The sequence below is a fragment of the Methylobacter sp. sgz302048 genome (assembly GCF_052162025.1).
Lineage (GTDB): Bacteria > Pseudomonadota > Gammaproteobacteria > Methylococcales > Methylomonadaceae > Methylobacter.
The window spans coordinates 1,937,738-1,961,703 of record NZ_CP197401.1 but is presented as its reverse complement, the minus strand read 5'-3'; the positions used below and the strand labels follow the sequence as shown (position 1 = coordinate 1,961,703).

Annotated in this window: 25 protein-coding genes and 1 CRISPR repeat array; of the genes, 2 read left to right on the top strand and 23 right to left on the bottom strand. The window is 51.5% G+C overall.

Annotated elements, in window-relative coordinates; genetic code table 11:
- Positions 1-69 precede the first annotated feature (69 nt).
- On the bottom strand, positions 70-1,116 hold the full coding sequence (locus ACTNE6_RS08965; protein WP_442499411.1) for a hydantoinase/oxoprolinase family protein: 1,047 nt from the start codon (positions 1,114-1,116) through the stop codon (positions 70-72).
- The gene (locus tag ACTNE6_RS08960; RefSeq protein WP_442499410.1) at positions 1,106-2,101 is read right to left on the bottom strand and encodes an ATP-grasp domain-containing protein; all 996 of its coding nucleotides are present in this window, start codon (positions 2,099-2,101) and stop codon (positions 1,106-1,108) included. The genes ACTNE6_RS08965 and ACTNE6_RS08960 overlap by 11 nt, the downstream gene beginning before the upstream one ends.
- Positions 2,102-2,203: 102 nt before the next feature.
- On the opposite strand from ACTNE6_RS08960, the gene ACTNE6_RS08955 reads away from it, so the two are divergent.
- A complete protein-coding gene (locus tag ACTNE6_RS08955; RefSeq protein WP_442499409.1) occupies positions 2,204-2,926 on the top strand; it encodes a HisA/HisF-related TIM barrel protein in 723 nt (240 codons plus the stop codon).
- Positions 2,927-2,949: 23 nt separating this feature from the next.
- Here the strand turns inward: ACTNE6_RS08955 and fae are convergent, their stop codons facing one another.
- The 16 genes from fae to cas3 all read right to left on the bottom strand — a co-directional run bounded on the left by fae (position 2,950) and on the right by cas3 (position 19,907).
- Positions 2,950-3,459: a formaldehyde-activating enzyme gene (fae, locus tag ACTNE6_RS08950; protein WP_027157908.1), complete on the bottom strand. Its 510-nt coding sequence runs from the start codon at positions 3,457-3,459 to the stop codon at positions 2,950-2,952.
- A 115-nt stretch (positions 3,460-3,574) separates the two neighbouring features.
- On the bottom strand, positions 3,575-4,429 hold the full coding sequence (locus tag ACTNE6_RS08945) for a triphosphoribosyl-dephospho-CoA synthase (protein WP_442499408.1): 855 nt from the start codon (positions 4,427-4,429) through the stop codon (positions 3,575-3,577).
- Positions 4,426-5,346 carry an ATP-grasp domain-containing protein gene (locus ACTNE6_RS08940; RefSeq protein ID WP_442499407.1) on the bottom strand — a complete coding sequence of 307 codons (921 nt, stop codon included), beginning with the start codon at positions 5,344-5,346 and terminating at the stop codon, positions 4,426-4,428. Before ACTNE6_RS08940 ends, ACTNE6_RS08945 begins: the two co-directional genes overlap by 4 nt.
- Before the next feature lie 89 nt (positions 5,347-5,435).
- Entirely contained in the window at positions 5,436-6,419 is a 984-nt protein-coding gene (gene mch, locus ACTNE6_RS08935; protein WP_434484743.1) for a methenyltetrahydromethanopterin cyclohydrolase, read from the bottom strand.
- A 13-nt stretch (positions 6,420-6,432) separates the two neighbouring features.
- The gene (locus ACTNE6_RS08930; RefSeq protein ID WP_442499406.1) at positions 6,433-7,533 is read right to left on the bottom strand and encodes an ATP-grasp domain-containing protein; all 1,101 of its coding nucleotides are present in this window, start codon (positions 7,531-7,533) and stop codon (positions 6,433-6,435) included.
- Positions 7,534-7,550: 17 nt separating this feature from the next.
- On the bottom strand, positions 7,551-8,462 hold the full coding sequence (locus ACTNE6_RS08925; RefSeq protein ID WP_442499405.1) for a beta-ribofuranosylaminobenzene 5'-phosphate synthase family protein: 912 nt from the start codon (positions 8,460-8,462) through the stop codon (positions 7,551-7,553).
- A 131-nt stretch (positions 8,463-8,593) separates the two neighbouring features.
- The gene (locus ACTNE6_RS08920; protein WP_442499404.1) at positions 8,594-9,295 is read right to left on the bottom strand and encodes an HAD family hydrolase; all 702 of its coding nucleotides are present in this window, start codon (positions 9,293-9,295) and stop codon (positions 8,594-8,596) included.
- Entirely contained in the window at positions 9,288-10,226 is a 939-nt protein-coding gene (locus ACTNE6_RS08915; protein WP_442499403.1) for a nucleotidyltransferase domain-containing protein, read from the bottom strand. Before ACTNE6_RS08915 ends, ACTNE6_RS08920 begins: the two co-directional genes overlap by 8 nt.
- A gap of 597 nt (positions 10,227-10,823) precedes the next feature.
- Positions 10,824-11,523: a CRISPR direct-repeat array (repeat unit 29 nt; unit sequence CGGTTCATCCCCACGCTCGTGGGGAACAG).
- 85 nt (positions 11,524-11,608) lie between these two features.
- Positions 11,609-11,914, bottom strand: coding sequence for a type I-E CRISPR-associated endoribonuclease Cas2e (gene cas2e / locus ACTNE6_RS08910; RefSeq protein WP_442499402.1), 306 nt, complete (start codon positions 11,912-11,914; stop codon positions 11,609-11,611).
- Positions 11,895-12,806, bottom strand: coding sequence for a type I-E CRISPR-associated endonuclease Cas1e (gene cas1e / locus ACTNE6_RS08905; protein ID WP_442499401.1), 912 nt, complete (start codon positions 12,804-12,806; stop codon positions 11,895-11,897). The genes cas2e and cas1e overlap by 20 nt, the downstream gene beginning before the upstream one ends.
- A 12-nt stretch (positions 12,807-12,818) precedes the next feature.
- Positions 12,819-13,436 carry a type I-E CRISPR-associated protein Cas6/Cse3/CasE gene (gene cas6e / locus ACTNE6_RS08900; protein ID WP_442499400.1) on the bottom strand — a complete coding sequence of 206 codons (618 nt, stop codon included), beginning with the start codon at positions 13,434-13,436 and terminating at the stop codon, positions 12,819-12,821.
- On the bottom strand, positions 13,423-14,076 hold the full coding sequence (gene cas5e / locus ACTNE6_RS08895) for a type I-E CRISPR-associated protein Cas5/CasD (RefSeq protein ID WP_442499399.1): 654 nt from the start codon (positions 14,074-14,076) through the stop codon (positions 13,423-13,425). The genes cas6e and cas5e overlap by 14 nt, the downstream gene beginning before the upstream one ends.
- A 12-nt stretch (positions 14,077-14,088) precedes the next feature.
- Positions 14,089-15,204 (bottom strand): type I-E CRISPR-associated protein Cas7/Cse4/CasC, encoded by a 1,116-nt coding sequence (gene cas7e / locus ACTNE6_RS08890; protein ID WP_442499398.1) that lies wholly within the window; start codon positions 15,202-15,204, stop codon positions 14,089-14,091.
- A gap of 38 nt (positions 15,205-15,242) precedes the next feature.
- Positions 15,243-15,695, bottom strand: a complete 453-nt coding sequence (gene casB, locus ACTNE6_RS08885) for a type I-E CRISPR-associated protein Cse2/CasB (protein WP_442499397.1) — start codon at positions 15,693-15,695, stop codon at positions 15,243-15,245.
- A complete protein-coding gene (casA, locus tag ACTNE6_RS08880; protein WP_442499396.1) occupies positions 15,688-17,196 on the bottom strand; it encodes a type I-E CRISPR-associated protein Cse1/CasA in 1,509 nt (502 codons plus the stop codon). Before casA ends, casB begins: the two co-directional genes overlap by 8 nt.
- Positions 17,193-19,907: a CRISPR-associated helicase/endonuclease Cas3 gene (gene cas3 / locus ACTNE6_RS08875; protein WP_442499395.1), complete on the bottom strand. Its 2,715-nt coding sequence runs from the start codon at positions 19,905-19,907 to the stop codon at positions 17,193-17,195. The genes casA and cas3 overlap by 4 nt, the downstream gene beginning before the upstream one ends.
- 265 nt (positions 19,908-20,172) lie before the next feature.
- Here cas3 and ACTNE6_RS08870 point away from each other — a divergent pair, with 265 nt between their 5' ends.
- Positions 20,173-20,550 carry a hypothetical protein gene (locus tag ACTNE6_RS08870; protein ID WP_442499394.1) on the top strand — a complete coding sequence of 126 codons (378 nt, stop codon included), beginning with the start codon at positions 20,173-20,175 and terminating at the stop codon, positions 20,548-20,550.
- Positions 20,551-20,846: 296 nt separating this feature from the next.
- Here ACTNE6_RS08870 and ACTNE6_RS08865 read toward each other — a convergent pair whose 3' ends face one another.
- The 5 genes from ACTNE6_RS08865 to ACTNE6_RS08845 form a co-directional block, all read right to left on the bottom strand.
- Positions 20,847-21,662 carry an SDR family oxidoreductase gene (locus tag ACTNE6_RS08865; RefSeq protein ID WP_442499393.1) on the bottom strand — a complete coding sequence of 272 codons (816 nt, stop codon included), beginning with the start codon at positions 21,660-21,662 and terminating at the stop codon, positions 20,847-20,849.
- Between the two features lie 43 nt (positions 21,663-21,705).
- Entirely contained in the window at positions 21,706-22,551 is an 846-nt protein-coding gene (locus ACTNE6_RS08860) for an SMP-30/gluconolactonase/LRE family protein (protein WP_442499392.1), read from the bottom strand.
- A gap of 163 nt (positions 22,552-22,714) precedes the next feature.
- A complete protein-coding gene (locus tag ACTNE6_RS08855; protein WP_442499391.1) occupies positions 22,715-23,260 on the bottom strand; it encodes a gluconokinase in 546 nt (181 codons plus the stop codon).
- Positions 23,261-23,337: 77 nt separating this feature from the next.
- Positions 23,338-23,631, bottom strand: a complete 294-nt coding sequence (locus ACTNE6_RS08850) for an N-ATPase subunit AtpR (RefSeq protein WP_442499390.1) — start codon at positions 23,629-23,631, stop codon at positions 23,338-23,340.
- A gap of 73 nt (positions 23,632-23,704) precedes the next feature.
- Positions 23,705-23,887, bottom strand: a complete 183-nt coding sequence (locus tag ACTNE6_RS08845; RefSeq protein ID WP_442499389.1) for a hypothetical protein — start codon at positions 23,885-23,887, stop codon at positions 23,705-23,707.
- Between the last annotated feature and the right edge of the window lie 79 nt (positions 23,888-23,966).

Here is a 23,966-nt window from a genome sequence, read left to right as displayed (position 1 = left end):
AATGGATTTTTGAAGGGCATCGACAAATGGATATTCTGATTGGATGAAATTTTATAACAGTCGTTCTATTTAACAAAGCTCTCCGGCCAGACGGGCAACGGCAACAGCCGGCGCGCAGTCAGCTGGGGACAAGCCTGTCCTGGCAGTCGATATCTGAAACAAATCGCTGAAATCAACGTAAGAGCAGCCCAGATTCAGTGCGATCTGCCTGACCAGAAAACGCCCTACTCCGGCGCCTATAAACGGGCTGCTTTGAGCAAGATCATGACGGGATAATTGTCTTTCGCAGCTCCGCTGGATTTTTTGCAGCTGCTGCGAGCGGATATGGCGGGCGAATTGCTGCCAGCGCGGCAGTTCGTCAGCATTAAAATCACAGCCTATCATGCGCGACAGCCGCCTGGCGCTAGCCATAACAGTCTTTTCTCCGCCGTCGGCCGTTTCGGTTTGGTCATGCAATTCATTAAGCTCGCCTGTGACGCGATAGACATCGGCCATTGTAGCGAAATATTCAGCCATCAAGCCGACTTCGTGCCCCTTATCGAACGCCGTTTGCGCGACTGCCATCACAGCCGTTCTGACGATGCCGGTATAAACAAGCTCCCCGGAGATCAGGCGCTGGTAGTCGGTGTAGCCTGCCGCTTGCACCTGCCTGTCCTGGAGCGGCAGAATATCGGTCGTGGTGCTGCCTATGTCGACAAACAGGCCGCTTTCAAGTGTTCGAGCAGCAAATGCAGCACTGGCCAGCCAGTTGGCGGATGCAATCGCTTCATAGTGTCTGTCATCAGCAGTTTGAAGACTAAGCATACCCTCTTTACCGGCGAAAATCCGGATTTTGCCTTCAGGGAGCAGTTCTTTCATAGCCTTGATGATTTGCCTGACGCCATCATCCCTGCTCGCGAATAAATCGACCAATTCGCCGGTCATAGTAACGGCGTGCAGATACTGAGCCACAGGTAATTGCGACAAGATCGCGCCGACAGCCTGATGCAATTGTTCCATCCCCTTCCATAACGGACAGGCTTGCTGAAACACATCGATAATGTCGCCACCCTCATTGACGACGGCCGCCTTGACATGAGCCCCGCCGATATCCCAGCCGATTATATTAAACTGCATCTGACTCCCTTATTTTTACCGCAATTGATTGATTGCGCACCGGATGTATCCGAGGCTCGCCGTTCAACAGCTGCAAAACCTGCTCTGCGACATTAACGCCCAGGCCATCGTAAATGCCTGTGAAAGACGTAGTCAGGCGCGGGTTTATTTCCAGCACGTAGGTTTGCTCTGCGGTTTCTATCAGATCGATTCCCGCATATCCCCACAATTCAGGAAAAGCTTGGGCTATAGCCTGTACTAACTCCCGGTATGGAGTAAAGTCAGCCTTATAATTAACTACGCATTCGGTTAACTGATATTGCTTATTGATGATCTCGAAGCGCTGCAGATTAACGCATAACAGCCAGCCTTGGCCCTGGTTGAACAGACAGGACAAGCTGGTCTTTTCGCCCTGAATATGAGGCTGGAAAATAAACCGGGCTTTATCCGGCAGCTGTGACGAAATCGCCGCGAAATCCTGCCGGTCTTCAATCAGATAACTTTCCGCACAGCCTACGCCGTCAATGGATTTGACGATCCATTCTCCGGGATGGTATTCGGCGGTATCGAACAAGCGCGTCGCAACGGTCGCGATATTGTGCTGCAGGAGCCGTTCATAAGTCCTGAGTTTATTGCCGGTCAAGGCCACGGCATTGGCTGGCGATGTCAATAAAATCCTGCCCGCCTGCTCAACCCTTTGGCACAATGCCTGTAAAATCCCGTCGAATTCCGGCGCAACCGGCCATACCGCATCGCACTGTCCAACCAGGCGCGAAAATTCTTCCGTAACATCGTTCTCCGGCTTGATGACAACCGTAGCGCCGCCGGTATTGACTGATCCAAGCAACCGTTCATCGAGCATCACAACCAGCTCGATGCCGTCTATTGCCGCCAGATTATCGAGCAGAGCCTGCAGCATCAGGCCGCCTTCGCGCGCCAGCGAACCAAGCAAGGCCTGCTTATTAAAGCCGCCGCCCGTGATATACTCAAATACCAGAATTTTCACAATTTAAACGATCAACAAGAGATTAGCCGTTCAAGGCCATGAATTAATTTGCCTATTGTACCATTTACCGCACCCTCCTGTTTTACGGCATAACAGTTATCCATGAAAATTATCCCGGTCATCGATTTGAAAGACGGCGTTGTCGTGCATGCCAAACAAGGCAGACGCGACCAATATCAGCCCATTAACACCCGTTTATGCAACTCATCGGGTATTGATAGTGTTATCGAAGCATTTTTAAATCTTTATGATTTCTCTACTTTTTACATTGCCGACCTTAATGCGATTACGCATCAAGGCAATCATGAACAATTAATTGATGAAGTGCTGGCTCGTTTCCCGGAACTGACTTTCTGGGTGGATAGCGGCTATCAGAACCATAGCCAACGCAGAGGCCGACCCGACAATTATATGCCGGTGCTGGGCAGCGAATCTTTTCAAGATGAAACAATCGGAGAAATCAAGGCTTTCGGCAACAACTTTATTCTGTCTCTGGATTATTCGTCATCCAGTGCGCTGGGAGCAAGATCCTTGTTCAGCAGCCCGAGCCTGTGGCCCGATCACATTATCATCATGACGCTGGCGCGCGTGGGCAGTCATAGCGGCCCTGATCTGGACAAATTGGCTCAGTTTTGCAGGCAATACCCGGACAAAAACTTTATTGCCGCAGGCGGCGTCAGGAATAAGCAGGATTTAATGGATTTAAATGAAATAGGCGTGAAACAGGCGCTGGTAGCAAGCGCGCTGCATTCAGGGCACCTGAGCGCCGACGACATCAAAAACCTTCAGGCAAAAAAATACCCCGACGAGTCGGGGTATTTTTAACATTCTCAGTAACTAAGTAAATCTTAGTTAGCAGCGAATGGATGAACAGCAGTAGCTTTGCCTTCAACAACTTCTTTAGCTGTAGGCAGGCCAGCGACAGCGCGAGCGATAGCTTCTTTAGTAGCTTCGTAGTTGTACTGTTGGATTTTAGCGTCGTCTTCAGCAGCCCAGTGGATGAATACGCCAACAGAGATAAACAGATCGTCAGCTTCGTTAGCTGGGATTGTGCCGTTTTCTACACTGTCAGCAACAGCCATAGCAACACCACGTTGCGCTGGACCAAACATTTGAACTGCTTGCTTAGAACCTTTGATTGTTACTTTGTTGAACATAACAGTAGAAGGTTTAACCATCAGGTTAGGAGCAACAACAGCCAGCAAGCTAGAGAAGCCGTCTTTGTTGTTTGTTAAAGTGTTAGCAAACGCAGTTTCAGCAGCTGAACCTCTTGGGCCGATGATCAGGTCGATGTGAGCAACTTCGTTGCCTTCGCCAACTAATGATTCACCAACGCGTAAGTTATTAATTTTAGCCATGCTTGATTTTCCCCTGTGTAGAAAAAATGATAAAGATTAGATTAAATCTAAGGACATCAAATGTCGGATTATTTGTTTTTAAACAAATTCGTTGTTGAAGATTGATCAAAAGCGATTAAAGCTTTCCAATCAAATCCTCTAAAAATATTGTCAGTACTGTCGCCACAGTCAAATCGGCCGTTGTACCCGGGTTAATCCCATTGAGTTTGAACTCCTGATCGATACGATAAAGCAACGGTTTAAGCTGCTCCGGATCATCAGTTTTGGATAACTCCTCACTAACCAGAGCCATCCTGGTCGCAACCATTTCAGAGTATCGATTTCCGTATTTTCTTTCGATGTGGCTGTCAGGGAATCGACTGAGCAAATCGGCATATACTGCTACCGCGGCCCAATTTCGGTCTCCCCACCGATCAAAAACGACATTATACCTCAAAACTGAAAAATCGAAAATATCTTTATAATCCGTCACGTATTGCAGCGCGATGCGATCTTTAGCGCTGGCTATTTTCATGGCCTCCGTCAAAGTCACGGAGGGTTTCTCATGAACATCCTGCTCCTCGGACTCGCCCAATCCGCCCGGCGATGCCAACGCGATGGCCTTGAACACCCAATCGGCATCCTCCACCGTTGTATTGGCAACGATACGGTGCACGGCCTGCCTGAGCGTCACGCCCGGACCGCAATAATTGACTGCCTGAACCAGCGGCGCGCAAAGCAGAAGAATACCCAGATTGGTATTGCAGCCCACCGCCGTCCGCGTCGCCTTGACGGCATAATAGATTTTCTCGCCCAACGAATAATCGGGATCGCAGAGAGGGCCAGCACTGACCTCCGCGCTGGCAATGAAGTCTGCCACGGTCATGTCATGACCATCGGCATAAATACTGACATTGCCGGGCTTGAAGGCCTCCAGCTCCACTTCGCAGGCCAATCGGTACAGATCACTGAGTTGCTTTGCAGAAATCATGAAACAGCCGCAATAACTTCAGGCTTGTTTTTATTGATGCGCCGGGTTATCAAATCGTCTGCCAGCAATTCGGCGATATTGACATCGCAAACGCTTTGCAGCCCTTTCCAGGCCGGAATGCTGTTCATTTCGATCACGGTGTAATTGCCTTCCCTGTCGCGGATAATATCCACGCCGGCATAATCCATAGCCAATGCATGGGTCGCCTTGACGGCCAAATCGGCCATTTTGGGGTCCAGATCGATCACTTCGCATTCGGCGCCGCGCGCGACGTTGTTCAGCCAGGACTTGCCGCGTCTGCGCATGGCTGCAACCGCGCGGCCGTTAATGACAAAAACGCGATGATCCGAATAGCCTACACCATCGCAATGCACAAAACGCTGCAAATAATAAACGCCGTGACTGCTTGTCAACCAGAACAGGTCTGTCGTTTTTTCTATGCGCCGGATGCCTTCGCCTTGCGAGCCGAACAGCGGCTTGCTGATCAGCAAATTGCCTTTTTTCAATTCGTCTCCGGCAATGTTTAAGGCTTGCTCTCTGTCGCGCAGTATCCAGGTCATCGGCGTAGGCAGCCCCGCATTGTGCAGCAAGAAACTGGTCATGCCCTTGTCGACGCTGCGCTCAACAGCCTTTCCGTCGTTGTAGACAGGGATATTCATTTCCTTCAAGGCATGCAGAACGTCCAGATACATCACGACCTCTTCCAGCGAGCCGCCCGGCACGCCGCGGACAAAAACCGCATCGGGCAGCGCCTGCTCGAAACCGGGAATTAAAACGGGAATCCGACCGGGCTCGATAGCGAACTTGCATTCGGTTAACGAAGCATATTCGCAACTGTAACCCCGGCTGGTGAAAGCAAGACGCAACTGCTTGCCGTGCCAACCCGGATCATCGGTAAAAATTGCTATGCGACCCACACACATACTCTCAAAAAAGGAAAGTCGGATTAAACAACCCGATAGAGGCCGCGAAGCGCCTTGACGCTTCGCGGCAAGATGATCTGGCGTTAGGCGCCGAATGACTGATCCAGCAAGGCATTGTCGAGCTTGCCGGCGCGGAAGCTTTTGCCGGACTCGACCGCCGTCACGATCACGCTGGCTGGGCTGAACAGCATGGCGTCGATTTTAAAGAAATCGTATTCATACTGCTTGAAGATATCGGCGAAAGGTTTGCCGTAATCCTTGGATGTCGAACTGGGCAATTCTTTCGCCAGTTTTTCGGCGGCCTCGTCGCTGCCTTTGACGAAAATATGCACCTGGCCCGCGAACAGAATGGCGTCGTTCGTACGGCCCATGGCTTTGACGAAGTTCGGATGCGGAGGGCAAATCGGCGCGCTGCCGCTGCCGTCAACGATGTCTTCCAATGGAAAGTGCAAAGCGTGGGCCTTGTGCATGGCCACTTCCAGCACACGCGCCACGACCTGAACGCCGCCGGCCAGACTGCTGGTGGGCGTCACGATAATCGTCAGCTTGGACGGATCGACCTTACAGGCGGCCGCGACTTTTTCAATCAGTTCGACGGGTGGAATCGCATCGTTCTCGATGACCAGAACCGTCGAATCGGCTTCATCACGATAATCCAGCTCCTTGTAAAGCTCTTCAACCGATTCCTCTTTGCCGTCTTTGACTTTGGTCGCCATGGCGCGGGCAGGACCTGAACCCAGCGCGTAATATTTTTCATGCGACAGGCTCCAGCCCGCGTACTGGCTGCCCAGACAGCCCAGCACCGGATTGCCGGTATGCACGTTGACGGTCAATGGCCAGTTAGTTGTGTAAGGGCTGTGGCTGATGGTGACGGTACCCATGCCGCCGAGGCAGATTTCAGCAATCAGGCGGCCGGCTTCGATGCCGCCCGGCACTTTGATTCCGGCATCAACGATAGTGCAGCCATTTGCCAGTTTTTCCACATGCACTCTTAATTTGTCGGCGTTATCAATCAGTTGTTTGACTAATGGCTGGGTCAATTTATTAACGCTTGCTGTATATTCCATATCGGTCGATACCTTAATGTAATTTATTAACTATAATCTGATGTCTAATCGACAGCGCTTCCAAAACCTGCTGCGATTTTTCTGCGTGCGCAATAATACTGCAAATCGGCTGTTTTGCGCCAATTAATGCGCCTGATTCCGGTAGATCCATGCACCAGGACGGCCATTCGAATACTTTAGGAATGCGCAAATCCGCTAACGCATAAACAATCTGATAACCCGCACAGCCGGTTTGTACAGCGGGATAATCGATCAATTCACCCTGACTGGCTCTGACATGCCTTGCCAATAAGTCCTGATCGTACAATTGCATGCTAGCCGGCGGCCGCGCATTGATTTCCAGCACATGGCATAGCCCTTCGGCCTGTATGAAATCAAGAGAATTCAAACCCTTCAGCGCAAAAGCCGGCACGAGCTTTTCCAGCCAGTCCGCCACGAGAACTTTATGCTCATCCGGCAATCGGCTATCGCTGATGATCCCCGAGAAAACGAAAGCCTGCCCGTCATCCAAGGCCACGGTCCATTGCCTGTTAAAACCGATAATTTGCATATTGCGGCCATCCGCCAAAAACAACACGGAGCTTGACTCGCCTTCAATATAGCGCTGCCAGTAAACCGCCGCTGAAAGTTCACCTTCAGCATGCCAGCGGTGAATGCCTATGCCGCCCGCCCCCTGCAGCGGCTTTATCAGCCAACCTTTTTCCGATGCCGGGGCGGTAAAGGAAACGCTCGGACAGGAAATATTCAGCTCATTCAGGCATGAAAAAAACGTTTGTTTATGCTGAATTTTTGTAAAGGCATCGGCTCCATTACCGAGAATTTCCAACCGATCCTCCAGATAGCCCAGACTGTCCGGGCAATATTCAAAGCCGCTGCCATAAACAACGTGAGCAACACCATAGCGCTCGATAAAATACTCCACAGCGGCCGTTATATCGGCTCTGGACAATGAATCGACCCGCCGATAAGCTTCGGCGCAGGCTTGCGTATCCTGATCGGCAAAACGGTCAATGACCAGGGGCTTCAGGCCCTCCGCTCTGGCGGCCTGCGTCAACATGCGCGCCGAACTGGCGATAATGAGGATATATTCAAGGATAACTGGATCGACCGCCACCGGAGCGAAGACGGCTTCTACATGACGAAAATATCGCCGCCGCTATTGCGGGCGCTGGCGACAATGAAGCTCAAATTTTCAAAATGCGCAAATTCCTGTCTGGCATGTCTGACCAGAGACTCTGCAAAGTGCCCGCCATCCACGGCGCAAAATCCGGTAGGGCCCCAGGAGGTCTGGCCGATAGCGACAGCGCCCTGCCGGTCAAGCCATTCCATCGCTTCAGCCACTTCCGGGCTGGTGAAGATGCCGCCCTGCGCCGGAGCAAAATACTCGCCGACCGATTTTTGCAGCTGCGTGATGACATCGCCGAACTTGACTATGTCCTTCTCGGCTACAGCCGGCAAACCCTGCATCAGCAGCAGGTAGCACAAACGCGCGGCTTCCTGCACAGGAAACGAAGGCAACGACTCAAAAGCCTGGATTTCCTGCTGGCCGTGCAGTCCCTGCCCGCGCTGATCGAAAACCAGAATGAAACGCCAGTCGTCCGGCACATCCATATGCGCCAGAACCGGCGGCGTGATCGTTTTTTCACCCCTGCCGCCGTCGACGACCAGCCCGCCCTGCTCGAAGACGCCGATGCCGATGCCGGAGCGCATGCCTCTGTCGGTCAGTTGCGCAATTTCCCTGACAGTCAGCCCCAAGCCGTAAAATTCATTCAGCGCGGCGCCTATCGCCAAAGACATCTGCGTACCCGAGCCCAGCCCGACATGCTCGGGAATAGCCGCTTCAATCGTGATATTGAGCCTGTCGGATACCTGCAGCATACGGCACAGCATGGCCGCGCATTTGGCGGCGCGCTGTGCGGCCGGGCCCGTAACGGTGAATTGCTCGGCGGAAGCCATTGACAAGCGCGTGCTGATTTCATTAAGCGCAATGCCGATGCTGCCGAAATGGCGGCCCAATGATCCGCTTAAATCGATAAACCCCATATGCAATCTCGCAGGGGCAATCACTGATACTTTAGAATGTTGTACTTTCAAAAGTTAAAATCGCTTGTGGCTTGATAAGTGGCGAAAATTATACATGATCAACCCATCCCCATGTGAATTCAAAAGCGGTTTTAATTCGGGCCGGCCAAAGCCGTCTCCAAGGCCCATTTTCCGGCGCCGATCAGATCGGCCAATTGTGCCAGGTCCTCCATCATGACATCGCACAACCCGGCCGTGAGCGGGTCGACAGGCAAGACCGACGGAATCAACACCGAAAACGCGCCGGCCCTGGATGCGGCCTCGATGCCGGCATGAGAATCCTCGACGACCAGGCAGCGGCGAATATCCACATCCAGCAACTCCGCCGCTTTCAGGAAAATCTCGGGGTCAGGCTTGCCCTGCCGAACATGGTCGCGCGTGACGACCGTCGAAAAAACATCCCTGACGCCGGCAAACTCAAGGCATTGGTAAGCATTGACCTTCGGGCTGTTGGTAGCCAGACAGTAAGGTATTTCAAGTTCGGCAATCAAGGCGATCAGCTGATCAAAGCCTTTTTTGGTATTGATGCCATGAGTATTGATATGTCGGCGCCAAAAATCGGCGCTTAAACGAAAAAATGTGTCCAGATTGAAACCGGCCCCGCAAAAATCCAGCAACCTTTGCTCGACAACATTGGAATGCAGTCCCGACATGGACAGGCAAAACGCTTCCGGAAACTCGTACCCCATGACGCGAGCCGCCTGCTGCCATGCAGCCACATAAGTAGTCTCGGTATCCAGCACCAAGCCGTCCATATCGAAAATGATCGCGCTGAAATCGGGTAACTTATGCATTCTGGTTCTGAATGACCTTAATATATTCGCCATGCGCTTCGCGGCTGGAACCGACGACTATTCGTTTTGAGCCCTGCTCGACCTGCTCCAGCAAACCGGACACCTCCACCGTTTCCCCGCCTAAAGCCTGGCCCGTATATGTAGCGGTAAAGCTGACGATCGTATCGACATGCTCATGGTCAACCTTGAACTCGGCCGGATAATCAAAAGCGCGCGTCGCGTCGGTTACCTTGCATTGCAGTGTGGCTGTTCCGCATTTCTGATAATTGATAGATTCCAGCCTCGTTTCATTGTCGATAAAATTCAAATCAAATTTCCGCCCGTTAATAATGGCTTTATTGTATTTTCGCCGCTCATGCCAGACATATTCGCCATAACTCAGCGCGCATGAACGGCGCTGGTAGGACTGATCCCAATCGCTGTCATCGAGTTCCTGCAGATGCCCTTGACGGATCAGCTCACAGGTAATCGCCCTGGCTTCATGAAAAGCATCCCTTCCGTAAAAGACCAGGTCAATATCGGAATTTTGATTTTGCACGCCGATCAGCAGCGAGCCGGTCACGCCGACCTTTATTAAATCCAGACCCTGTTGCTGAAACAAATGGCACAACTGAAGCAAATCCTGCTCAACTGTATCCAATTCTTTTGACAGCATGACATGCTGCAATCTCTGCCGGGGCTGATGGTGCCTGGTTATGCGCGTTACCGCCACCGCATGCAAATGCGCATCCAGGACACTGGAATAGTGCAGATAATTGGGATGCTGCCGCTTCAACAAGTCATTCGCTTCGGCAGTATCATATTTTTTCCAGCCCGTAGCTTCCTTTACATAACGCAAAAAGCACAGCACCTTACCCTGCTCCAGTTCTTGCGCCACTACGGCAAAAATCAGCCCTTCGGCCGTTTCAATAAAATCTTTGGGATAAATCATCGGTTACAATTCTGCGAACTTACACACATTGTCGCTTTATGCTTAATAAAATTTTAAGTATTGTACAGGAGGTAATGTAATGATTCAGCAACTCTTGAAAAGTTCGAATATCTTAGCCTGAATATTTCGCCACGAAATACACCGAATATATGAAAGGTTGTAAATTCAATTGCTTGAACACACTTCTTCATGAATTTCGGGATTTCATGGCTATCCAGACTAAGCTTCAGAGAACAGCTTATTGCTACAAGTGAGGAAAATGCATTTCCAAGCCTGCAGCCAAGCCTTTTTATTCGATTTATCCCCACGGGCGTGGGGAACAGATTCCGCTCACCTGGCGTTTCAGGTGTTTCTACGGTTCATCCCCAAGTGGTGGGGAACGATGTCCACGGGAAATCAAACCATCAAAATGCACCGATTCAATCTCATGGACTAGCTGAGCATTTTAATCAAGTGTGATTAAAGAGCAATTAAACCGGCGGTCTATCTTTATTGATGCAAGAAGGCGCAGGATAATGGCCAGTTTATTTACCTCGCCAACACATCCCCATCTCGTGGGGAACAGCATCGGGTCGAAAAACGCGGTTTTTAGGTGGTCGGTTCATCCCCACGCTCGTGGGGAACAGAAGCCGGCCAGCGCCGCCAAAGGGCTGATCACCGGTTCATCCCCACGCTCGTGGGGAACAGGGCATGAATAAATCTAATTGCTGAGTCTGTTTCGGTTCATCCCCACGCTCGTGGGGAACAGATCGCTGTTGAATATCAAAAACGCCATACCGCCGGTTCATCCCCACGCTCGTGGGGAACAGTCCGCATTCAAATCCGCTATCACTGGTGGAGACGGTTCATCCCCACGCTCGTGGGGAACAGAATATCTCGCGCGTGGTGAGCGCGATGTCTGGCGGTTCATCCCCACGCTCGTGGGGAACAGACGCATTGAACATTTCCCTGAATGTAGTCATTCGGTTCATCCCCACGCTCGTGGGGAACAGCGTCTAAAGGCTGAGTCTTGGAATCAAAAACACGGTTCATCCCCACGCTCGTGGGGAACAGGTGAACGCTTGCGCCGCGCCCGTCTCCCAGGACGGTTCATCCCCACGCTCGTGGGGAACAGTTCAAAGGGAATCAAAAAGTGATCATCAAGGACGGTTCATCCCCACGCTCGTGGGGAACAGTGAATTCTGTTTTGTCTGGCCGCTTTGAAGGGCGGTTCATCCCCACGCTCGTGGGGAACAGTTATGCGTTCATGGCCTATTGCACTTTCCTGGCGGTTCATCCCCACGCTCGTGGGGAACAGACTTATCTTAACATATTGTTAATAAAGAGAAATAATCCCTTCCAATTTTCCACCAATGAAAAGATGATATTTTATCGTTAAATTGTTAAAGAGCATTTTCATCCTCTTGACCTTCAACAGGATAAAAAGAGACCAGTTTGAGGCCATCGAGCTCAACCGGCAGACGGCGGCTTTTGCCCAGGGTCATGAAGTCGAAGCCGGATTCGGTATTGGTGCTCCAGACCATGACGGCATTGCCTTCTTCAATGCCTTCCTCAATCTGCGACCAGATCATCTCCCTGACCTTGACCGATAAATCGCCGACATAAACGCCGGCGCGGATTTCGATCAGCCAGACGGCCAGCCGCCCCCGCAGCCGCGGCGGCACGTTTTCAACTACGATGACCAACATCGCCTATACTCTCAGGATTGGGAATGGCAGGCGCAATCGATTCCTCGGCCGGTTTCGGCAGTTCCAATTCGCCGGCCGCGAGCACCTCTTCGATGGTGGGAATGATTTTCCGCAGGATTTTGGTTTGCCGGAAAATATCGCGGCACATCAAACGAACCTCGCGTTCGGGATCGCGATAATTCTTGGCGGCGATTTTGAAGGCATGCGGAATGATGTCGTCGAACTTGAACAGATCGGCTATGTCGTAAACGAACGACAAAGGCTTGCCGGTATGAATGAAGCCGATGGCGGGCGCATAACCGGCAGCCAGCACCGCCGCTTCGCAGATGCCGTACAGGCAGGCCGTCGCCGAACTGACGCAGCGATTGGGCATATCGCTACAATCCCATTGAGACGGATCGTAATTGCGCCCTTTCCATTCCACGCCGGCCTGCTTGGCCAGCATTTGATAAATCTTCTTGACGCGGGCGCCTTCTATGCCGCGCAACTGTTCGACGCTGCGCCGTTCCGGCGGCTTTTCGCCGAAACGGATCTCGTACATTTTGCGCACGACTTTCAGACGCGCCGCATCGTCCAGCGCCAGTTTAGCCTGGTAAAGCAGGCGGTCGGAGCGCGCCCCGCCCGGCTGTCCCGCCGCGTAAAGCCGCACACCGGCTTCGCCCACCCACACCAGCAGCGTCCCTGCCCTGGCGGCCAGAGCGGCGGCATGATGGGAAACCCGCGTGCCGGGCTCCAGCATGATGCAGACGATGCTGCCAACCGGAATGTGCGTGCGGATGCCGGTCTCGTCGATCACGACGAAGGCGCCGTCCTTGACGTCGATCTGGCCTTTTTCGATGAAGACCATGGAGACGCGTTCTTTCATGGCGATGGGTTTGAGGGGTGGGAGCATGTTGAAACCTCGTCAGGCTCTAGCTATGGACAGCAAACCGCATCCGAAGGCTTTGGCCGGCCCAATGCCTTGTCTAATTTCCTGGCTTAGGGCTTCAGCATCGATAACCGTCAGTATGCCGTCGAACATCACCGTTTGAATTTTGCCGCTACGGCCGTCCTTGGCTTTGCGAAAATAAAGTACCGGTTCAGGCTGCACGATCAGCGATTCCAGTTGCGCGAAAGATTGCAGCTTGCGCTCCAGCCAAGCTTGTTGCTGCTCTTCATGAATTAACGGCACGCGCACGGTTCTGGTGAAGGTTTTGCCTTTCCTTTCGACCGTGCCCTTGCTGCTGTCCTTGATGGTTTTGATCGGATTGGCCCGCAGCCGGAAACGCAGCCTCTGGCTATTCTGAATATTTACAGCGTACTCGCGCCAATTGAGTAATGACGGGCTCTGCTCTACGCTTTGAGGCCGTGTGGCCGACTGCATCAAAACATGAGCGCCGACGCCTCTTTGCAACTGTTCCACACGAAACAGGAACTCGCGATCGGCATCTTCATGCCCTGGAAACAAGCGCCATAATGCCTGATGGAACTGGTAAGGATTTTGCGCCTGTGCCCAGGGAATGTGAATTTTACTCAGATACATGGGGCGCTCCTTTGGTTGCCGCCATAAATACAGTTCGGGTGGAGAATTGCCGAGGCTGGTGAATGATGGGCACGTCGCGCTTCCTCAGCGGAATGGCGCCGGCGGATTCCTCTTCGTTGTAAATAACTCCTTGGTTAATGCCAATCTGGGCCAAAGCTGACAGCGCCGATTCAGCCGATAAAATCGCTTCAAACAGAGGCCTGCCAAGGGGACAGCTTCGCCGGCCCAATACCGGCGTGTAAACAGGCTGTTTGACGGCCTGCTCAATCGTTTCCAAGGAAATAGCCGGCTCTTCATTATTCCATACGGCAACGGTATAACTGGCATCCTGCCAGTACTCGCGCCAGGTCTGAATGGTGTCGTGGCTTTTCAGGCCGCGATAATCCTCCCGCGCATCCTTGATAGTGTGATAATCGGTCATTTTTTGGCCTTGCCGATCGACGCGCACCGCAAACGCCACACTGCCAGCCAAGTCTTGCTGTTGCTCACGATCGGTCCGCTCTATACCCAGGCAAGCTCCCAATAAGCCAAGCAAAGCGCTGCGGCCGGGAAAGAGTTCGGAAGGACGCAGGCCTTCAAAGCTTTCCCTGCCCCAGGCCTGCATCGGGCCTTGCAGTTTCAAGATTAAATGTTTACGCATAACATAGTCCGGTTAACCTTCAGCGTTGTTTCTTACCCAGCTCTCAAGCTCAGGCAGGGAGTGTTTGGTAGCGATGCCGGCCGGCAGTTCTACGTTATCCAACGTGAATTCAGCGCATCGCTCGTCCAAGCCATAGCCCCGGTGAACTTTATCCCAATAGCTGTTCAATTCAGCAATTGAGGGCACTCTAAAGCCGCCTTTGAAATCAGCCTGCACAGGCTTTTCAAAGGCATTGGCCAGGGAGACCGGCTGATCGGAAAAGCTGACCAATGCAGCGTCCGCCAGATTGTGCGCGGCAAAAGTTTGCTGCTTGGCGCCAGGCACTTCGGTTGCCAGCATGTGCAATACGTGCGCCGCAACCTCCAGAGCCTTCCATCTGCTCTCTACTGTTTCGACGGCTTTCATGTCGGGCAACAGGCCCATATTCACCTGCAACTGTTTAAGGTTAAGGCTGGCGTAGCGGTAGAATACGCCGGAAGAAAATTCCTGAGTGTCCAGATGACCGGAACCCAGCTCCTGCAAATCGTCCACGGCAGTAAACCAGTCGATGTCGGCATCGACGGCGTGGGTAGAGATGGCATGGGCAACAGCCAAAGCGCCGGTAATATTGCTCATGAGTCCGGAAGTCGCCATTCGCCCGGATAAGGCTATGTCCAATCCTTTTGCCAAGGCTAGACGATAAGCCTGGCTGTCTTTCTCAATCAACTTCTGTAATTTTTTTTGATCGACGCCTTCCGCTTCCAGCGCTTTGATCTGATCACAAAAATAAGCGATTTCTTCCAATACCCAGGGCGCAACCGCGTCACTTTTGGCATCGTCGCCACTGCTGTCTTTGCCTGAAATATACTCGATCGCCTGTTTAACCAGTGTCTCGTCATAGCGACCGGATAACGCGTCAACTGCTGTTTTCTGGAAATCCGCCAAATGCTTGGTGCGCACGCTGGGTTGTCCTAAATGCTCCTGGTAATAGTCACTGGTCCGCATAGTCCTTTTTAAACTCTGACTGGAAATCCGTACTCGCCTTTTGCCCCCGAAAATGGCGGATTTCTGCATATTCATGTCATCCCGGTTCAGGCAGGATGGGCTGTGTGAAATCAAAATGTGAAAATTGATAAAATTCTTATTCATTTTTTTGCATTCCTTTAGTTACGCCGAATAATTCGGATTTAATTATTTTTGTAGTAGAAGAAGTCTTCCAGTATTTTTCGTTTTGAACGCTGATTCGGATGATCCCACCACCAGAGCGCATTGGCCATTTGCGGCCAATCGACGGCGGGCTGTTCGGCCAATTTCAGCAGGCGGCGCAATTGAATCAAGTCATTGGGTTCCTGGGAACGGATCACCATGAACAGGCGTTTTTCACTGATGTTGGCTTTGGCTAGCGCCTGTCCCAGCGAATTACCGTTTTCCTGATGCTTAATCAGCGGCAGGCAATACACGAGGCGCTGCATGCCTTTATGAGGCCTGTTGTCCTGCAATACCTGGTAAAAGGCCGGTATTTCAATCAGGTCATCGGGATTCATGGCCCTTTTCAATTCCGCTTTCGGGCCGGGCTTTAACGCTTGGTAGCGTTCATATAACGCCAAAAAATCGGGCGCTTTGTTTCCTCCTTCACTCATGGGCTTCTCCTTGGGGTTCCAGTTCTTTCAGGGATTTGTATAACGACCGCCTTGCCAGTGCCAAGGCTTTCAGCATTTTGGGTTCGTGCGAATAAGGTTTGGTTTGTTGATCAAAAATTCTTAAAACTATCGCTTTCAAATCGCTTGATAAGTTTTCATTTTCGATTCCCGAACTTAACAAAGCTAAAGAATCCATAATGACGCCTTCTGTTTCAGAGTAGTAAATAGCATCAATTTCTGAACAAATTCTATTAATCTTTTCTTTATTATTTTTTGATGGGCTAATTATGGAGTTGCAAATAAAACAATAAATAGCCATACGTAAGGCATTTTTATAATTCAACCCGATAGATATAACACTTAGATAACGTGATCTATTTTCAATCCAGTTATTAGAAAGGAATAAAGAATCATGATGTCGCTTAACGATAGTTGCTTTGCTGCATTCATAGCCACCAACAATTAAACTCAGCTTGCCACTGACGTACAAAGATTGAAGTTGCTCAATAACTGGAGCGACCTCGGAGCCACCCTTTTCATCATTATTATCAAAAATAATTTGTGGCAATTGTGTCCATAAAGGAGTCTTGTCTCTATAAGAAATGAACCTAAATTCTTTCTCACCCTTATTAATCTCAAATACTCTTGGGCTATATGGATGTTTCCAATTACCTTGATATTCGTAGGAAAATTTTTCAAAAATAAAATTTTTATACCCTTTTTCTGCGACAGAACCACAACAAGAACATTTCTCAATTGGCTCTAAAATAAGTTCTATATGAGCGGGTTGCCAAAATAATCCCCTTTTCAACCCTAATGTAATTAAATTGACATCTTTTCCTTTTTTAATTTTGTTAATCACACCTACTTGTGGCACAGCATCTATCCAACAAAAATTATCATTATCATGATAGCCATACTTATCGATATATTCCGACGTCAACACATTTACCCAGATTGTTTTTCTCAGAGTATCAGTAAGCAATAGCGTTGTTGCCGGTGTTGCACCTCTTATTCCCGCCTTAACTCCACCACACCAACTAGGACAATTCGATGAGTGATTAAAAAGAAAGATTGAAGCACAAGGCTGACATAGGACGGTCGATATACTTTCGTCATTGAGAAAAGTTTTATTAGTTCCATCGTTTATTCCCGCCATAATTTTATTTATAGGATTAAATTTTCCAGTCAGCCCTCTTGTTTGCATAAACGGCGTTTCCGGATGATCCAGATCGAACCAGTCCATTTTTCCCCGACAGGCATCGGCGTAAGCTTCAGGCGTAATCGGCTCTCTGATATATTGCCCCAATGCTTTTTTATCCCTGGGGATAAACAGCACTTGCGTCATGGCGCACAAAAGCTGTAAACAAGCCAGTTCCATGTCGTCGCGCGGAAGGCAGAGTTCTCCGCTCTGTTCGCCGCAAAGCAGTTGCTGCAGGCTTATTTTTTGATAACTGCCTTGATGCTGAACCGGTATCCAGGCGTCCGTCAGTAAATTCATGGGTTCTCCTCGGGTTGTTCCATACGGTTTAATCCTGTGCTGGCGTGGTAAAGGTAGATGCAATCGCCTTGTTGCGCGATGAACCGGCCTTTTTCAGCTGCCTGCATGGGCAGCCAGATAAGGCCTTCTTTATCGGCTTCCGGCAGTCTGCCATGACGGCTCCAGTTTTTCGGCACGGCAACACTGTTCAGGTTTATAGCTTCCAGCCGGTCGCTATCGTCCTGCTTGTCTATAAGCTCTCCATCCAACAAGCATCGTTCGCCCTGAATATTATTAAAGAAAAGAATCAGGTTCAGGCTCATTTCCCCGTCGCGCGTCAAGGCGGCCACATTGCCGTCATTGTCGGAAAGCTCGTTCATGCTGCTGTTAATGAGCTGCCTGGCCGTCATCTGGCTGGCATACCGGTCTTTTTCATACGCTTCATAGCTTTTCAGCACCCATTCCGGCTCATCGGACCATGGATCTTCGCAATAAACCGCTTCAATCCAGTCTCGATAAGCTGCAGGAAAGCTGACCCTGGCTTCGGTCTCCAACTCCGCCCGCTGCAGGCACTGCTGGGTGCGCCATAGTACCCGGCTGTTGCCGTAGATCAGTTCATGCAATTCATAATCGTCTTCGGTGGGCAACAAGACGGTACAAACCGGGTCTGCAAACCCTTCCGGCCTGCCGCAGCGGTGGCGGTGCAGGCGGCCCATGCGCTGAAACAGCAAATCGACCGGACAAAGCTGGGTAATCAGCCAATCAAAGTCCAGATCCAGCGACTGCTCGACCACCTGGGTCGCTATCAATAAATGGCCTTTGGTTCTGGCGTTTTCCGGTTTAGGGTCTACGCCGAACAGATCGAGAACGGTCTGCTCTTTCTGCTGGCGGTCGGCAAAGATAAACCGGGAGTGAAAAAGCAGCAACTGGTCTTCGGCGAGTGCTTCTATCTGGGCAATTCTCGCCTGCAGCTGGTGGTAAAGCTGTTGCGCGACTGCAACCAGATTGCAGACCATGCAGACTTGCGCGCCTTTCTCCACGGCATCGAGCAAACGCTGGATAAAACTATCATCGGGCAACAGATGCGGCGATTTGACCAGTTCAAGGTGCACCGATGTCGTTTTAGGCTGTTGGTCGGGCTGTGCCGTCAAATCATAAACGCGACTTTTCCCATCGTTGTAATGACTGATCAAAGGATATGCCGCATCGGCAGCTGACAAATTGCAGCCCCACGCTTTCGCCAGCTGTTCTTTTTGCCGGGACGGCAGTGTGGCTGACAACAAAACAGCGCTGCCTCCGACAAGGCGCTGTTGCTCCAGAACGGCGTCCAATAGACCGTACATATAGCTGTCGTAGGCATGGACTTCGTCGATGATCAAAATGCTGCGGCCGATCCCGAAGCCGCGCACAAACTTGTGCTTGACAGGCAATACCGAAACCAGCACCTGATCGACTGTACAGACGCCGATTTGCCCGAGAAAAACCCGTTTGCGGCTTTGCGCCAGCCAGTTGCCGCACTGAACCCAGGCTTCTTCATGGCCTTGAGCCGTCTGCGGATTGCAGGCCTGTTTTAAATTGATGAAATTCTGCTCGTATTGCGCCCGGCCATGCGCCAGAATCACGTTGGTTTTATTCGCGAAAAGCAAAGGCGCCGCTTTTTCTAACCGTCTTAACATGGCATTGGCAGTCGCCTGAGTCGGCAATGCGAATACAATGCTGTCCGCCAATCCCAGCGCCATTAATTGCCATGCGTGAGCTAATGCAGTTTCGGTTTTTCCCGATCCTGTTGAGGCTTCTATCAGCGTTAAGCCTTGTGTTTTTGGCAGTTGTTCAACCAGACACTGCACCTGCCGTGGCGAATACCCATTCAGTAAAACATCAATATTTTGATAAGGCTTGATTTGACTTATGACGCCGGCTTCCTGCAACGCTTGCCCGGCTACCGCCAGCCGTGCGTCATACCACCGCCGCAAATCATCGGATGGCTGATCGTCATACTTAAAATAGTCGGATGACCCCACCCAGTCGCTCACCGAGCAGAAACCGGCCAGCATCGTTGCCGCCGTCTGACCGTTTCCGTTTTTTTCCACGACAGGCGGCAAATCATCCAGCGATAGTCCGGCCGGATTCAGAAACAAATGCTCCAGGGCTTCAAGCCATTGCAGTCTGGCTTGTTTAAACGCAGACAGCAAGTCCGCTTCCGCAATCGTCAGGTTATAGTCTCGATTTTCTTTTTGGTAATCTTCCGGCACGATGCCGTGATGTCCAGTGACAGCCGCCAGCCAGCCATACCAGGCCAGCCAGTCTTCATTGTCGTCAAAGTAAAAATCATCGTCTCCTGCCAAAAACCGCTCCTTCGAGTCCTGATAAAACCAATAAAGACCGGCAGGGCCATGGTAATACTCTTTGATCGACAGCGGCATCAGTCGAACAGGTATGCCGCTTAATTCGGCATTGACAGCTTTCCAGACCTCCGGCGCCTTGCGCTGAAAACGAAGGTCGAATTTCCCGTAATCATGCAATGCGATAAAAAACAGTACCCAGGCGCGGGCTTGTTCTTCCGCTAAACCGGTAATTTCAGCAAAACTTCTCCTGATACCGGCACTGTATTGCCACCATTGATCAGCCACCGCCGCCACATCCAGACAATGATACGGCAACAAATGATAAGCCGGCCCGCCTTCCTTGTTCGATTTTGCCTTTCCCCAATACCTATAAAACGCTTTCGACATTTCCTGTCCCCTCTTGTGATTTATCTGAATTCCATTATCCATGCCTGCCGTGTCATTCCGTGGCGCTGTTCTTTTAATTATTTACTGATGTTACGCACGAATCGATCTATGTTCCGTTTTAGTAGCGCTTCAGGAAAATGGATCTGACGTGTAGGTGGAAATTATTTTTGAAAAACCGCCTGACAATGATCGGCTTGAGTCGGACATTCAATAAAAGATCGGCCTCTGTCGCAAGATTATTGCTGAGTCGCCCAAGCAGAGGCTGATGAAAAAATTATTGCAATTTATCCAAGGTGATGCAAAATTGCCGGTTTTTTACCGGATGGGGAACAGACTCATGCAGAAAAATACCGGCATCCGCCGCAGCTTAGCTATCGCCAGTTTACCTTTACTCCTGATCGGTTGCGCCTCCGATCAACCGCCAACGCCATCGCCGATTCTTTCCGGCGACCAGATGATGCGCGAAAGCCAGGGCATGGCGCAATTAGGCAGCCGCTGGCAGCAAGGCAAGCAACTGGTCGAACAAGGCCAGAATCTGCAGGCCGAAGGCCAGGCAAAAATTAATGAAGGGCGACGGATGGTTGATGAAGGCGAAAAAATCATGCGCGAAAGCGAGGAAGGCTACCAAAACATCAAAAAATAACAGCCATGCCGAAAACACTTTTCGGCATACATCGATTCATTCTTATAGCATTAAGTGGCTAAGCGTTGATCGCCTAGCTAAATTCAAGAGCTGCCGCCAGAAATAAAGTACTTGGGGCAGCTCCGCATCACTTTAAATTTGCCGCTTTTAAGCGCTGGCCCACCTTATAGCTCACTGCCCAAAGTTTCAGACCCGGACACGACATCAAACAGTTCATCGTTGATCCGGTTCTGGCGCTGCTGGACGTTTTTCTCGACCGCCTGCATCGATATCGGGCGACAGAAAGGCTTTTATGTTCAGCCGCCCTCCCGGAATCCCGGATACAGCGTCATGCCGCCGTCAACGTACAGCGTGGTGCCGATCACATAATCGGAAGCGTCAGAGGCCAGCCAGACCGCGGCATGGCCGATATCCATCGGCTCGCCTATGCGCTCATACGGAATCAGTTTAAGCAGTTCCCGCTCCGCTTCGGGCGTCTCCCAGGCCGAGCGGTTGATCGGTGTACGGATCGCCCCCGGCGAAATGGCGTTGACCCGGATTTTCTGGTGAGCGACTTCCTGCGCCAGGCTTTTCATGAACATGAGCACCGCGCCTTTTGAGGCGGCATAATTGACATGCCCGGCCCATGGAATAATATCGTGCACCGAAGACATGCAGATGATTTTGCCCATAGCGCTGGATAGCTCGGGAATCAGGCCGCGCCGCAAAAATTCCTTGACCGCTTCGCGCGCGCAGACAAACTGGCCGGTCAGATTGACGGCCAGTACTTTGTCCCATTGAGCCAGCGTCATTTCGGTAAAAGCCGAGTCGAGCTGAATGCCGGCATTGGCGATCAAAATATCGAGGCTGCCCCAGCGTTTGATCGCGAGCTCAAACATCAGCTTAACCTCCTCTTCACGGCTTACGTCGGCCTGCACGGCAAAAGCCTCACCGCCGCCGGCCTGAATCTCGTCGACCAGTTTCTGCGCGTCTTCGGCATCGGACAGGTAATTGATCGCTACGCGCGCGCCCGCCTCGGCCAGTGCGCGGGCGACAGCCGCGCCGATGCCGGAGCTGCCGCCGGTGACCAAGGCGCGTTGCCCTTTCAGTGTCTTTTCGATGATTAAAGGCATGTTCAGCTCCTGTTTCGGTTGATAAAGGAGTGATGCGGAAAATCTACGGCAAGCCCGCACCCGGTATGGCTACTTCGGCAACCTCTATGCGCCCGGATTCCATTATTATGGCTTGATACGGATCATCCGTTTCGGCGCTCAACACGAACAGGGTTCGCCGATCCGGCCCGCCAAGCATGCAAGCATAAGGTATGCCTGTCGGGCGGATAAGAGATAAAACGTCGCCGCCCTGGCTGACACGGATCACCGAACGGGTTCCGGGACTGGCGACCCATAGCGCGCCCTCGCTGTCGAGGCAGATGCCATCCGGCGTCGCATCTCCCAGACTTGCCCAAAGATGGGGCGAATGCAATAAGCCGTCATCGCCGATCAGAAAGGCGGTCAGGCGGGAGGCAAAGGTTTCCGCCACGATAAGCGTGGTGCCGTCCGGGGTGATGACGCTGCCGTTCGGAAACACCAGACCTTCCGCCGCTATCCGACATTGGCCGTCGGGATCAATCGCAATCAGGTGGGTTTCAACCGGCGGCTCGCCGCCATGCAGGTCGTAACCGAAATTGCCGACATAAGCGCGGCCGTCGGCCGTGACGACCATGTCATTGCAATGGAACGGAGCCAGATCGGACAAATCGGCATGCAGGACCAGCCCATGGTCGATTATGCGATAAACCGCCCGCTCGGTCATAGCAACTACCAGCGGCGTTCCGTCAGGCAGCCAGCCCAGGCCGCCCGGCAAGTCATCCATTTCGAACCGGCATTCTGAACATCCGTCCGGCGTGACAGTCATGATGCGCCTGGCGTGCTGGTCGGCAAACCATAGCCGATCCTTTCTCCAGCGCGGCGATTCGGGAAAGACAAGGCCTGTTACAAGTACTTCGGTGTCATCCGTCATAAATACTCCTGGCTTATTAGTCTTATTGACCAATTCTTCGCATTTTTGACAGGAATTAAGTTTTTAATTACATAGCATATAAGCAAAGTGCAGGCTAGGTTGGAGCTTTAGCGGAAACCCAGCCTGGACGGCTTCTCAATGCTGGGTTTACCAGCCTGCTTCTCTACATCTTACGGGAGATCAAGCGATCCATTATTAAATCTACGATGGCCGCTACCGGTTGATCGATGTCAACCACCCATTCATCATTAGGCAGCTCCAGCGTATCCAGTTGGCTAGCCAGCAGATCCGGTCCCATGAAATGATTATGCCGCTGCGTTATGCGCTTGCGCAGGGTTTCATAATTTCCTGTAAGAAATACAAAATGTACCCGCTCCGGATCCAAGCGCAGCCGCGCACGGTAGCTTTCCTTCAATGCCGAACAGGTCAGAATGGCCTTCTCTCCTTTTGCCAAGCAAGTTTTGATTTCATCTCGCAGACGAAGCAGCCAGGGTAACCTGTCGGCATCATTTAACGGTTCGCCTCGCTGCATCTTTGCGACATTCGCAGCAGGATGAAAATCATCGCCTTCAATGAAAAGCCAATTCAAACGCTCGGCCAATGCTTTGCCCACAGTCGTCTTGCCGGCACCGGAAACGCCGGCGATGATCAGCACATAACCTCGGGAATCGACTAGAGGAGGTTTTCCGGCAGCAAATTGGTTCTTCATCTTGCTTCATCGGTTCTGTAAAGGGCTTTAGTCGTCTTTTTCTGGAACAGGCGCTAAAATCTCTAGATTATTTTCTCTCACCCAACCGGCCCCTTTTCAAGAGACTTGTTAATGCGCCGGGTCATTGCCAACCTCACGCCGAGAAGCCCTGCCAGGCACAACAGCACAGACTGCCAACCCAATTGGATAACGGCATATAAACCGGCTGCGACCAGTATATTGCGCAGAATAAAACTGCTCAGCATCCATAACGCCTGTCGCTTCACCTTAGGCAAACGGCACACCGTGATCCAGAGTCCGCCAAAATAAACAAGCCCCAGCACGATGCCCCAGAGCATGATGCCGATACTCGGATAAATGCTTTCATTCATTGTCGATCTCTCTGGCGATCCAGCGCCCGGCAGTCATGTGGTCCAAAGCAATGCTGGCCACGATCGGAACAGCCTAACCCGAACATATCCAGATCAAACCGGATGTTGTGGCGCCTATTGCGGCACTCGCCTGTTCAGCAATGAAATCGGTATGGCGCAGATCCTGGCAGAATGGGCCGCTTTCGGCTTCGGCAATGATTTTCCGGGTCGGCTCGCCGATAAGCATAGGGCTGGGCGCCAGCAGTTTCAGTCTCATGTTTTAACCTCGTTAATCGTGTATATCATATATAACGCCTGCTCATTGGCCTGGGCAAATTCATCGGTCAGGATGCGCT

Bases quoted from the DNA above. Each gene is read 5' to 3' on its own strand.
- mch (WP_434484743.1), bottom strand. From the start codon at position 6,419: ATGGAATATACAGCAAGCGTTAATAAATTGACCCAGCCATTAGTCAAA.
- ACTNE6_RS08915 (WP_442499403.1), bottom strand. From the start codon at position 10,226: ATGATTTATCCCAAAGATTTTATTGAAACGGCCGAAGGGCTGATTTTT.
- casB (WP_442499397.1), bottom strand. From the start codon at position 15,695: ATGAGTGAAGGAGGAAACAAAGCGCCCGATTTTTTGGCGTTATATGAA.
- ACTNE6_RS08965 (WP_442499411.1), bottom strand. From the start codon at position 1,116: ATGCAGTTTAATATAATCGGCTGGGATATCGGCGGGGCTCATGTCAAG.
- casA (WP_442499396.1), bottom strand. From the start codon at position 17,196: ATGAATTTACTGACGGACGCCTGGATACCGGTTCAGCATCAAGGCAGT.
- ACTNE6_RS08850 (WP_442499390.1), bottom strand. From the start codon at position 23,631: ATGAATGAAAGCATTTATCCGAGTATCGGCATCATGCTCTGGGGCATC.
- ACTNE6_RS08925 (WP_442499405.1), bottom strand. From the start codon at position 8,462: ATGGGGTTTATCGATTTAAGCGGATCATTGGGCCGCCATTTCGGCAGC.
- ACTNE6_RS08955 (WP_442499409.1), top strand. From the start codon at position 2,204: ATGAAAATTATCCCGGTCATCGATTTGAAAGACGGCGTTGTCGTGCAT.
- ACTNE6_RS08865 (WP_442499393.1), bottom strand. From the start codon at position 21,662: ATGCCTTTAATCATCGAAAAGACACTGAAAGGGCAACGCGCCTTGGTC.
- cas5e (WP_442499399.1), bottom strand. From the start codon at position 14,076: ATGCGTAAACATTTAATCTTGAAACTGCAAGGCCCGATGCAGGCCTGG.
- fae (WP_027157908.1), bottom strand. From the start codon at position 3,459: ATGGCTAAAATTAATAACTTACGCGTTGGTGAATCATTAGTTGGCGAA.
- ACTNE6_RS08860 (WP_442499392.1), bottom strand. From the start codon at position 22,551: ATGACGGATGACACCGAAGTACTTGTAACAGGCCTTGTCTTTCCCGAA.
- ACTNE6_RS08870 (WP_442499394.1), top strand. From the start codon at position 20,173: ATGAAAAAATTATTGCAATTTATCCAAGGTGATGCAAAATTGCCGGTT.
- ACTNE6_RS08845 (WP_442499389.1), bottom strand. From the start codon at position 23,887: ATGAGACTGAAACTGCTGGCGCCCAGCCCTATGCTTATCGGCGAGCCG.
- ACTNE6_RS08920 (WP_442499404.1), bottom strand. From the start codon at position 9,295: ATGCATAAGTTACCCGATTTCAGCGCGATCATTTTCGATATGGACGGC.
- cas1e (WP_442499401.1), bottom strand. From the start codon at position 12,806: ATGCTCCCACCCCTCAAACCCATCGCCATGAAAGAACGCGTCTCCATG.
- cas7e (WP_442499398.1), bottom strand. From the start codon at position 15,204: ATGAATAAGAATTTTATCAATTTTCACATTTTGATTTCACACAGCCCA.
- ACTNE6_RS08945 (WP_442499408.1), bottom strand. From the start codon at position 4,429: ATGATTTCTGCAAAGCAACTCAGTGATCTGTACCGATTGGCCTGCGAA.
- ACTNE6_RS08855 (WP_442499391.1), bottom strand. From the start codon at position 23,260: ATGAAGAACCAATTTGCTGCCGGAAAACCTCCTCTAGTCGATTCCCGA.
- cas2e (WP_442499402.1), bottom strand. From the start codon at position 11,914: ATGTTGGTCATCGTAGTTGAAAACGTGCCGCCGCGGCTGCGGGGGCGG.
- cas6e (WP_442499400.1), bottom strand. From the start codon at position 13,436: ATGTATCTGAGTAAAATTCACATTCCCTGGGCACAGGCGCAAAATCCT.
- cas3 (WP_442499395.1), bottom strand. From the start codon at position 19,907: ATGTCGAAAGCGTTTTATAGGTATTGGGGAAAGGCAAAATCGAACAAG.